The sequence below is a fragment of the Methanogenium sp. MK-MG genome (assembly GCF_009914725.1).
GTDB lineage: Archaea > Halobacteriota > Methanomicrobia > Methanomicrobiales > Methanomicrobiaceae > Methanogenium.
On sequence record NZ_JAAAWJ010000072.1, the window covers coordinates 1 to 9,144 of the forward strand.

At 44.4% G+C, this 9,144-nt stretch carries 16 protein-coding genes, 1 tRNA gene and 1 pseudogene; 3 read left to right on the forward strand and 15 right to left on the reverse strand.

Features of this window, described 5'->3' with window-relative positions; all coding sequences use genetic code 11:
• The 12 genes and pseudogenes from MKMG_RS09245 to MKMG_RS09300 all read right to left on the reverse strand — a co-directional run.
• Positions 1 to 231 (reverse strand): annotated as a pseudogene (locus MKMG_RS09245) (hypothetical protein); the annotation flags it as partial.
• Positions 228 to 620 carry a hypothetical protein gene (locus MKMG_RS09250; RefSeq protein WP_165077493.1) on the reverse strand — a complete coding sequence of 131 codons (393 nt, stop codon included), beginning with the start codon at positions 618 to 620 and terminating at the stop codon, positions 228 to 230. The gene MKMG_RS09250 and the pseudogene MKMG_RS09245, both read right to left, overlap by 4 nt.
• Complete coding sequence (locus MKMG_RS09255) at positions 620 to 868, reverse strand: hypothetical protein (protein WP_165077495.1); 249 nt, start codon at positions 866 to 868, stop codon at positions 620 to 622. The genes MKMG_RS09250 and MKMG_RS09255 overlap by 1 nt, the downstream gene beginning before the upstream one ends.
• Positions 865 to 1,707 carry a respiratory chain complex I subunit 1 family protein gene (locus tag MKMG_RS09260; RefSeq protein ID WP_165077496.1) on the reverse strand — a complete coding sequence of 281 codons (843 nt, stop codon included), beginning with the start codon at positions 1,705 to 1,707 and terminating at the stop codon, positions 865 to 867. The genes MKMG_RS09255 and MKMG_RS09260 overlap by 4 nt, the downstream gene beginning before the upstream one ends.
• Before the next feature lie 3 nt (positions 1,708 to 1,710).
• Entirely contained in the window at positions 1,711 to 1,914 is a 204-nt protein-coding gene (locus tag MKMG_RS09265) for a hypothetical protein (RefSeq protein ID WP_165077498.1), read from the reverse strand.
• 6 nt (positions 1,915 to 1,920) lie between these two features.
• Positions 1,921 to 2,589: a proton-conducting transporter membrane subunit gene (locus tag MKMG_RS09270; protein ID WP_165077500.1), complete on the reverse strand. Its 669-nt coding sequence runs from the start codon at positions 2,587 to 2,589 to the stop codon at positions 1,921 to 1,923.
• Positions 2,582 to 3,181 carry an EhaG family protein gene (locus MKMG_RS09275; RefSeq protein WP_371415210.1) on the reverse strand — a complete coding sequence of 200 codons (600 nt, stop codon included), beginning with the start codon at positions 3,179 to 3,181 and terminating at the stop codon, positions 2,582 to 2,584. The genes MKMG_RS09270 and MKMG_RS09275 overlap by 8 nt, the downstream gene beginning before the upstream one ends.
• Complete coding sequence (locus MKMG_RS09280) at positions 3,178 to 3,633, reverse strand: DUF2106 family protein (RefSeq protein WP_371415211.1); 456 nt, start codon at positions 3,631 to 3,633, stop codon at positions 3,178 to 3,180. The genes MKMG_RS09275 and MKMG_RS09280 overlap by 4 nt, the downstream gene beginning before the upstream one ends.
• Positions 3,626 to 3,865: a DUF2107 family protein gene (locus MKMG_RS09285; protein ID WP_165077504.1), complete on the reverse strand. Its 240-nt coding sequence runs from the start codon at positions 3,863 to 3,865 to the stop codon at positions 3,626 to 3,628. Before MKMG_RS09285 ends, MKMG_RS09280 begins: the two co-directional genes overlap by 8 nt.
• Positions 3,855 to 4,091, reverse strand: a complete 237-nt coding sequence (locus tag MKMG_RS09290; protein WP_165077505.1) for a DUF2108 domain-containing protein — start codon at positions 4,089 to 4,091, stop codon at positions 3,855 to 3,857. The genes MKMG_RS09285 and MKMG_RS09290 overlap by 11 nt, the downstream gene beginning before the upstream one ends.
• A complete protein-coding gene (locus tag MKMG_RS09295; protein ID WP_254059156.1) occupies positions 4,084 to 4,344 on the reverse strand; it encodes a DUF2109 family protein in 261 nt (86 codons plus the stop codon). The genes MKMG_RS09290 and MKMG_RS09295 overlap by 8 nt, the downstream gene beginning before the upstream one ends.
• On the reverse strand, positions 4,341 to 4,826 hold the full coding sequence (locus MKMG_RS09300) for a hypothetical protein (protein ID WP_165077506.1): 486 nt from the start codon (positions 4,824 to 4,826) through the stop codon (positions 4,341 to 4,343). The genes MKMG_RS09295 and MKMG_RS09300 overlap by 4 nt, the downstream gene beginning before the upstream one ends.
• A gap of 207 nt (positions 4,827 to 5,033) precedes the next feature.
• Between MKMG_RS09300 and MKMG_RS09305 the strand changes: the two genes are divergently transcribed.
• The 3 genes from MKMG_RS09305 (at position 5,034) to MKMG_RS09315 (ending at position 7,239) form a co-directional block, all read left to right on the forward strand.
• Positions 5,034 to 6,071 carry an AI-2E family transporter gene (locus MKMG_RS09305; protein ID WP_165077508.1) on the forward strand — a complete coding sequence of 346 codons (1,038 nt, stop codon included), beginning with the start codon at positions 5,034 to 5,036 and terminating at the stop codon, positions 6,069 to 6,071.
• Between the two features lie 182 nt (positions 6,072 to 6,253).
• A tRNA-Leu gene (locus MKMG_RS09310) sits at positions 6,254 to 6,337 on the forward strand.
• 182 nt (positions 6,338 to 6,519) lie between these two features.
• On the forward strand, positions 6,520 to 7,239 hold the full coding sequence (locus MKMG_RS09315) for a hypothetical protein (protein ID WP_165077509.1): 720 nt from the start codon (positions 6,520 to 6,522) through the stop codon (positions 7,237 to 7,239).
• A gap of 8 nt (positions 7,240 to 7,247) precedes the next feature.
• Here MKMG_RS09315 and MKMG_RS09320 read toward each other — a convergent pair whose 3' ends face one another.
• The 3 genes from MKMG_RS09320 to MKMG_RS09330 form a co-directional block, all read right to left on the reverse strand.
• On the reverse strand, positions 7,248 to 7,631 hold the full coding sequence (locus MKMG_RS09320) for a hypothetical protein (protein ID WP_165077510.1): 384 nt from the start codon (positions 7,629 to 7,631) through the stop codon (positions 7,248 to 7,250).
• Between the two features lie 404 nt (positions 7,632 to 8,035).
• On the reverse strand, positions 8,036 to 8,212 hold the full coding sequence (locus MKMG_RS09325; RefSeq protein WP_165077512.1) for a hypothetical protein: 177 nt from the start codon (positions 8,210 to 8,212) through the stop codon (positions 8,036 to 8,038).
• A 36-nt stretch (positions 8,213 to 8,248) separates the two neighbouring features.
• Entirely contained in the window at positions 8,249 to 9,022 is a 774-nt protein-coding gene (locus MKMG_RS09330; RefSeq protein WP_165077513.1) for a hypothetical protein, read from the reverse strand.
• Positions 9,023 to 9,144 lie beyond the last annotated feature (122 nt).

Consider the following 9,144-nt stretch of genomic DNA (forward strand, 5'->3'; position numbering starts at 1 on the left):
GACCATCTTCAGCTTGTCTTCCCACTGCGGTGAAAAACCACCGGTCACTAACAGAATATCGGCTTCTCTGGGATTGTTATGCACGTAAATGCCGTACTGTTCAATATCATATCGGGGTGCCAGACATGCAAGAATTTCGATATCACATCCATTGCATGAACCAACATTTACATAACAGACATGGATGGAACGCGAACGGACTGCATTTTTAATGTCCTGTAATGCTTTCATGAACAGATTACCTCTCGTATCATTGTTATTCCTTCATTAATTGCCTGTTCTTTATTGCAACCGGCTGAAATTTTGTCATTTGTTTGCTGGATGATGCTGTTCATTTCGTCGTCTGTGAGGAGAGGAATCTGTCTGGTGATAAGGGATGCACCAAATACCGATTCAACGGTCTTCTCTGTTTCAGTCTGTTCGTTCTCCCAGACTTCATAACGTGCCGGAATATTTTCCAGCAGGGACATGTCAAAGAGACTGATCATTTTTTTCCTGAGAACCTGGCGGCGGACCCCGTATTTTTCACACAGGGCAGCCATTGTTACTTCATGAAGCGGGCTGGAAAGGATGATAAGTTTCATCTCACGCAGATCGTTTTCGTAGATATAGGTGACCATCAGACAATTCCCCCTGCGACAAGCACTGCATAGAGGGCAAAGAGTCCGATACATATCCAGAGTATACCCATCTCCGCTTTTTTGAGGTGTTCTTCGTCTGACATCCAGGCAATACCGGTCAGGATGATGAAAATCAGTCCGAGAGCGAACGCCTGTACAGAAATCTCCGGGTGCAGCATCACCTGCCACACTGCGATAAAGAGGTAGGCAATCAGACCTCCGGCCAGTATTTTTTTGATCTGCGTCATGCGATCAGCCCCAGAATGGCCATCCAGGCCACAAGAATGACGATGGTTACCAGTTGCACCGTCACACTGTCGTACGGGCTGAGCATGGGTGTTAACGCACAGACGAATGAGAGTGATATCAGTATAATGAGCATCGCAATAAACAGCAGAACAGGTGACAACGCTCCCCAGAATATCAGTACAAATGCCATCAACAGGACGAAGGTTTTTATGGCATCCGATATCTCAAGGCCCGCACGCCAGACACCAAAATGCTCTGTTTTATACCCGCTGACGATCTCTTTTGCCTCAACAATGGAGAAAGGTCCATAGTGCATCTTTGAAAGAATGACGATATACATCGCAATTGCCGCGGGAAACAGACTGAACAGCAGTGGGCCATTATCTGCCTGATACTGCACGATGTCTGAAATCATCAGCGATCCGGTGAAGAAATATATGCCTGCGACCACCGCAAAGAGGGGTATTTCAGACGAGGCTGATATGACCGAGCGCACTCCGCCAAATTTTGCATACGGAGACCCCGGTGATAACCCGACCCCGTGTTCCACCATTTTATGCACCATGTATACGCCAAACAACAGCAGCAGGCTGCCGCCGAGCATGACGATGTAGAGCGCTCCGACCCATATGGCAATGGCAATGACAACGATGCCGATATAGAGCGGTTTACTGGCAGTACGGGGGACCCAGGTCTCTTTAAAGGAGAATTTCAGTGTATGAAGAATTTCCTGCCAGACGGGGGGGCCGGGCCGACCCTGTATCCGTGCAATGGCTTTCCGGTGTATCCCCATGAATAAAAGCCCGATAAATGGTGCTGCAATCAGATAACCGATCATATGTTAGTACCCCATAAACGGATAGTCTTCTTCTCCATCCCGGTATTTCCAGAGAAGCATTGTTCCCAGAACGAATGCCGGCAGCGCAATAACACAGATTACTGCCTGCTGCATATCTGACATGAAACCGATATACGGGCCGATTCCTCCAATGATGAGTCCAATCAGCGCGACAACGGTTATTATCTGAATAATTTTTCTATTCATAGTATATCACACTGTAAGCATTATCTCCACAACTCTCAGAAACATCAGAAGGGAACTGACGTGAATCATTATAACGTAGGGCGCACCCGGTGCACGGAACAGTTCTGCCTTTGCTGCATAAAACGGGGCGATGCCTTCTCCCATTACACCAACAAGAATCAGGGCTTTTGCAATACCCGGCATTGCGGGTGCAATTGCTGAGAGTTCCCAGATTGAGAGTGTTCCTGTTGCTGCAAGCGTGATGGCCGCCCCGCCGAAGAGGGGCACCGTTGCAAGCATCGATATGATGCCATAGTTGAAGGCTGCATTCAGGACATGTTTGTTTTTAACAGAAGCCACAATGCCGATGATACAGATACCCACCATGCTGACAAAGAGGGTGAAATTGAACACATCTCCGCTGGTAACAGCCCCCATCGTGGCAACACCGCAGGCAATTGCCATAAACCGCCTGAAATGAAGATCTTTTCCCGTGACGTCCTTTGCATATATGGCATCTGTGCCAAAGGCAACGTCCAGCTGTTTCTCCGGTTTTGAAAAGATGCAGATGAGCGTAAATATCAGTGCAAACAGGAAGAGCGCTCCTGTGTAGGGAGTAAAATAATTAACAATATCTCCAAACGGCAGGACGAATAATTCCTCTCCGCCGATACTGGATGTGGGCAGTTCAAACATCTTTTTCACCCCGCATGGTTCCGATAAGTGACATCTTTGCGGTCACTTTGGCAAGAATCGCTCCTCCGGCAAGCATAACTGCAAAGAACCAGTATTCGGGAACGACCATAAAGATAAAGAAAGCGACAATCCAGAGTGCCCATGCATATCCCGATACGGTTTCAACAAGGGCAAACCGCTCGGCCGGTCTTTTTCCCATGAAATAGAAGACCATTCCTGTGCCTGCGACTGCCCCTCCGGTAAATCCGCAGAGTACAATGCCGTAGACAACGAGGATGACCGCGATGATGGCGGGGGCGGTATCAAGGACTTCAATCCTGAACGGGTTTTTTACCGGATGGGTCAGGTGTTCACGGACGAGGTATATCTCAGAGAGTGCCATCAGTTCAGATATGCCGACGACAAGGCCGGGTATGATGAGTGCTTCTGCAAGGTCAGTTGCGATGAGTGCAATGACGGCAAGGGCTGAGACTTCTGCCAGGTCTGCAATGATCAGCCTGTGTATGTCGTTTTTCTCCCGGAATGCCGCGACAAAGGTGATGATGATTGCAATCAGGGCGACAATGAGGCCGATTGCGTATTCATCCATCATTCGTCCTCCCTCCGGAAGAGGAATGAGGCGATGGCAAAGGCCGTGAACAGAATACTCGTCTCAACGATGGTATCCAGTCCACGGGTGTTGTAGAGTATTTCATCGATGATGCCACCCGGATGAGAGACGATGGTGGTACCAAGATAGAGGTTTGAAGCGGCCATGAGAGCGGAGAGCGGGGTGAGGTACGCGGTGACATATCCCAGATAGGGAGAATTCTGCGGGTATTGCGCGATCACGTCCGTTTTTCCGAACGGTTCTCCGCCCCGGTCGTAGGGGTTCAGGGCGGAAGACGTGTTGATATTCTTGGGGTACAACTGAGTCTCTTCATATCCGATGGGCACAGCGATGATGCTTATAAGGGCAATTGCGGCAATTGCAATGACAATCACCGCATAAATGGCGATCAGGTTGTCGATATCCGCCATGTAACGGGAAAGCCATTTAATCACAGGGCTCACCCCGTTCAATCACCCGTATAAGGACAATGGTGGCAATCGCTGTCACCGCGACAAACGTCAGCAGAGCGATGGTCTCATTGTATGCGAGCATGACCAGCATGAGGCCTGTCGCTGCAATTTCGACATGAATCAGCCGGGATATATAATCTCTTTCGCGCGGGAATGCGGTGGCCGCGACTCCTGCCAAAAGAATTATAAAACCGAGGATGAGTTCAGGATTCATCTGTGTTCCTCCCTGTGGCCTGAAGAATGAATATTGTTGTCAGCGGCATGATGATGGCAACAAGGATGGCCACATCGAGATAGCCCTTGATTACAATAAGGGGTATCACCCCGCCCATCATGATGGCAAGTCCTATCAGCTTGTCAAAGGGGCTCTTTTTGAAGTAAACAGAGATGACTCCCAGTAATGCAATCAGGCTCAGGATTGCAATATAGAATTCATTCATTGGCTACCCCTCCTGCATAGGTGCTGGCAATCGCATTGGCTTCCAGGGTTGAACCGACAAAATAGGCGATGCCCGCGAGAAGTACCATGATGTCCGGGATGGACAGCACAATCAGTCCGGTGATGGCAAAGTTCATGACATTCAGGAAGACCAGTTTTTTGAGGGTCTTTTTCTCCGTCAGTATACGGATGACCGCATACACGGCGACAATCCCGCATATATATGTGGGAATCATGGCTGCATCGTATATCATGCCCGCACCTTCCAGAGTTTCGTCAGAAGCCGGCTTGCATACGGATGGGATACGCCCTGGATGGTAAGGATGGCGATGACCATACCGGCGATGAAGGCATCGGCGGGTATACCAATGAGACCGAAGCCTGCTATCAGGAATGTCGCGCAGAAGGCACCGGTTGTGCCTGCGTATCCCGGGTCATGGCAGATCCTGTTTCCAATGTACACCAGTAGTGCAGCAAGGAGCCCGCCGGGGATGCCGGCAACGAACACCCCGCAGGCCGCAAGCAGCGTCCCTGCTGATGCATCAGGCGAACAGACGATATTTCCCATCATACATCCGCCATTCAGTGAGCCCTTGTCAGCTGCAATGGTGGTGCCAATGGCGTTTGCACCGCTCACACCTCCCTTTTCAGGAAGCCGGAATATAATATCAATTGTAATAAAAAGAATCCAGCAGACAAGTGCCGCAATTATAATGTTTAGAACCACACCGGGCATTTATTAACTCCGAATAATAACAGATACTCTTCCATATGTTTAACATTTCCCATTGTCACAGTAAAATCACCGTTTATTATCTTAAATTGATGAATTGTAGGGAATATCTGCATAATGACGGAATAATACAACAGATTCGGTAGTAAACGGGTTCATTTTCGGGTGGTGTGGGTATGTATATACCCGTTCAGAGCGAATTTATTGATAATGAAATGCGCATTCGCGGAACATGACAAACTCGCACTCCTTATAATCGGGATTGTGCTGTTTCTCACGCTCTACGCTTTCGGTTCTCTGCTTGGTGTTGTCATACTTGCAGTATCTCTTGCCATTGTCGTAATGCCATTGAAGACGTGGCTTTCACGGTTCGTTAGTGAACAGATTGCGGCATTTGCAGTCACGTTTATTGTGGGATGTCTCGTCATCGGTTCGTTGGCGTTTTGTGTTGCCATTTTATATGGAAATGCAGATTACCTGACGCAGATTATTACAGAGACATATACTGCGCTTATTGGTATGCAGCTGATTACACCGGGGGCCACGTCGACTCCCCTGATTGATGTTGCAGGCATCATTAATTCCCATATGGATACCATTCAGTCGGGTTTTTTATCGGTAGTGTCCGGGTTTACGGCAGCAATATTTAATTCAATTATCTTCTTCCTGACACTCTTTATCTTCATTTATTTTGGTGAAAACATCTGGCGCGATCTGCTTTCAGGCATTCCTGATTCCCTGAAATCATTTGTCAGTCATATCACCGAAATCAGTTCAAACACCCTGTATTCAATATATATTGTCCATATATCGACGTCGGTTATTACTTTTCTTCTGGCAATACCGTTCTTTTATGTGCTGGGATACGGGCACATCGTCTTCTGGTCACTGATTGTGGCATTGTTCCAGCTGATACCGATCATCGGCCCGACACTGATCATGATCTTCCTGGGCATTTATGCGATTGCCACAGGGGATTACCGGGCGGCCGCACTGATTGCAATCATCGGGTATCCGGTCGTATGCGCAATTCCGGATTTCCTCTTCCGGCCCATCATGATGGGCAAGCGTACGTCCATTCACCCCGCAATTATGTGGGTCGGGTTCTTCGGCGGACTATGGCTCATGGGGATCGTCGGTTTTGTGATTGGGCCTCTTGTGCTGGCACTCTTAGTCGCGTCCGGGCGTGAACTCATTCGGATCATGAAGCAGGCAAAAGAGAATGGGTGGCTGGAGAAGGCGGGGTAACGGTTTGCCAGTTTGCCGGTTTGCCGGTTTGCCCTGAAGGGAATAGAGAATAAAGAATAATAACCTAATACGCTTTTTCTCTCCAAATTTTTGTACACTTTTCCCGATTTTTTCAATCTAAGATACAAGGGATTATACCATTTTAGGGATAACATAAGTCCTGTAAATACTGTATTGTATTTGCGAGGGTTGCCGAGTTGGTCAAAGGCGCCGGGTTTAGGGCCCGGTCTCGTAGGAGTCCGCGGGTTCGAATCCCTCCCCTCGCATGACTTTTTTGGGTAATAGGTATCTTTGTTTTTTTCAGCTAATTTTATTGAAATTTCTGAAGAAATCTTACCGTGTGTCTTAGAGTTTATCATCTCCGTTCTCTTAATCAAATTCGGTTAATATGGGGGGCGAATTCAGGGGAATGTATAATGTCATCCATATCCTTTGTTAATATGATAAGATGACGAAAACATATTGTTTTGTAGGGGATATCTTAGGATTTAAGAATATTATTAAAAATTCAAAAGATGATGAACGAGACAAAAGAGTAACTGATTGGATAAAAATAATCGAAGACTCTAGTCCCAGTTATAATTTAGATCACATTGAGTTTATTTCGGATACCGTTTTTATTGGGGCTGAAAATACGATTGAAGGATTAGGCAATTTGCTAAAATATTCAAAGTATTTAATGGAAACAGCTCTTGAAAATTATTATCCAATACAAGGTGCAATCGGCTATGGGGATATAAGTTGGGGGGGCGAAATAACTTATGGAGAACCAATTTCTGACGCTTATACGCATTCTCAAAACCAGAACTGGATAGGTACATCTGTACTCCCGAATACGCCATATATTGATCATTTTTATGATTTTGATCTATTAGTCTCTTATCCAACTCCGTTAAAAACCGGTTTCGTGCGCCCCAATCCGTGTGTATGCTGGGATATTCCGCCATTTGGCAACCTTACTAAAAAATTAACTGGTGGAAGACTGATGAAGAATGGGGATCATGTAAATTGGAATATTATGAATAAAATACAAAATACAATACTTTTCTCAGACTATTTGAAAATAATAAAAAATATCGAAAATGAAGCAGATCCAAGTAAATTAAATTCGTTTTCACCATTACAACTGATCGAACGATTTATTGATCAAAAAATGTCTGAGATCTGATCTGAATATTATCCCATTTTTACTAAACTTGAATTAATTGTTATATTTCGATTTTGTCTCACCTTCTTCTTTATTCTCCACAACGTTCCCAGATTTATCCTTCTTCTCTCACTCTCCTTATACAACATATTCAAAATCTCCTCCCTAACCTCCCGCTCATTCACAAACACCTGTGACCTCTTGGCATCAAGAACCTGTTCATCAACACTGTTGGCTTCCTTCCCGATGTGAAGCACCCCATCAGCAACAATATGTCTCATCTCAAGAAGTCCAATATCCCCCCCCATCAAAGTTGTGTTCGGGATGTGCCAGTATTGTGAAATTATGGTATTGTGGCGAATTTTTTCTAATTTTTCATGGAGAATAGCTTCTGTGTCTAATGCGATGTACACAGAAGGGGAGAGGTGGTGATGAAGGAGAACATCACATTATATTTGCAATTATGGATTGGGTATCATTCATCGGTTTGTTTATTTACGGATTTAATAATATAATACACCACTGTGAACATAATAATCACAGAACATAAAAGCATTGATATATCAGCAGATAACGATCCCAAATTCATTTGATCTGCGATTCTGTAATATGTTACCACCATAAAATTTCCAATTACACCTAATAACACTCCAACGGTGGTAATTAGTAAAGATTGACTGATTTCTTTTGAAAAGAATTTCATCAGATACAAATTTAATAATTTAACATACATCTTATTTCTGAAATTAGTTCAGGAATAAATTATGGAACCTTTTTATTTGTTCTTTATCTTTGTCATTAAGGGTAAAATTATCCCTCACTCAGCGTTCTTTTTCATATAGTGGAGTGTTCCTTTTGAGAAACCCAGTTTCTTCCAGTCAGCATACGAGATGCTGGGGATCTTCCTGCAAATTTCATCCATGTTAGCCCTGCCTACCTGATACTCCGGTTTCATGAAATTCACCGACTGTTTCTTCCCGTTCAGATAGTGCACCAGCTCCCTGCCATGCCCTTTTGAGAAGCAAGAACTTCATTTAATTTCCCTTTTCTCCTTTATTTTTTTGACCGAAATTTTCCTAATTTCCCGAACAAATTCTGCGTTTTTCTCTTTATTTCTCTGATATAATTCATTTTCAAGGTAAAATAGATCTGTTCTGTATTTGTCGATGACTTCTGCTGTTTGGTCAGAAGTATAATGGGTGTAATGCTGGCTTATCCTTTCAAAATCCTGTGCATCATGTTTTAATTGCTCAATCACAGCATAATCATTATAGTTGCCTAGAAGAGCGATTGTTAACTGAATGATCTGGGAATTATCTTCGTCCCGAAATCTCTTGATAACATCCTTCAATTTTTCCAATAATTCTTCTGTATTCCATGGTTTAACTCCACGTTTAATGATATTATTGTCAAGAACAATTAGTGAGTGCTTAACAATATCAGCATTATTGTCAAGTGCTAAAACAACTTTGTCCAACTGTTTTGGATCAAGGAAATAAAAGTCGTTATAGAGATCAATCTCATTTATTGTGGTTTTGATTTTTGATTCATCCTTTGAAGAGAGATATGGTAGTATCTCATCAAAATGAGCCTTAAGTTCATAGTTTTCTTCTGAAATGTAATACGTAGCTTTCTGATCAGAGTCATCGATTCCGAATTTGCTGAACTCGTCAGGCTTTATCTTTACAATTTTGTTTGATTTTGTTAATCTTCGCAATTTCCGTTTAATATTTGATTCACTTAAACCTGAAACACCAGGATTTTCTGTTTCGAGTCTGGCTTTAAGGATATCCTTAGGCCTCACCGCCCCACCTTTTCGAATGTATTCTAGTGCCAAGTCAAGCCTCAAATGTCGGATAAAGACGAGATAGTTTTATTCGTGCATCATCCGTCGTAAATTGCCACTTGATGCAGGCTATCTTGTTA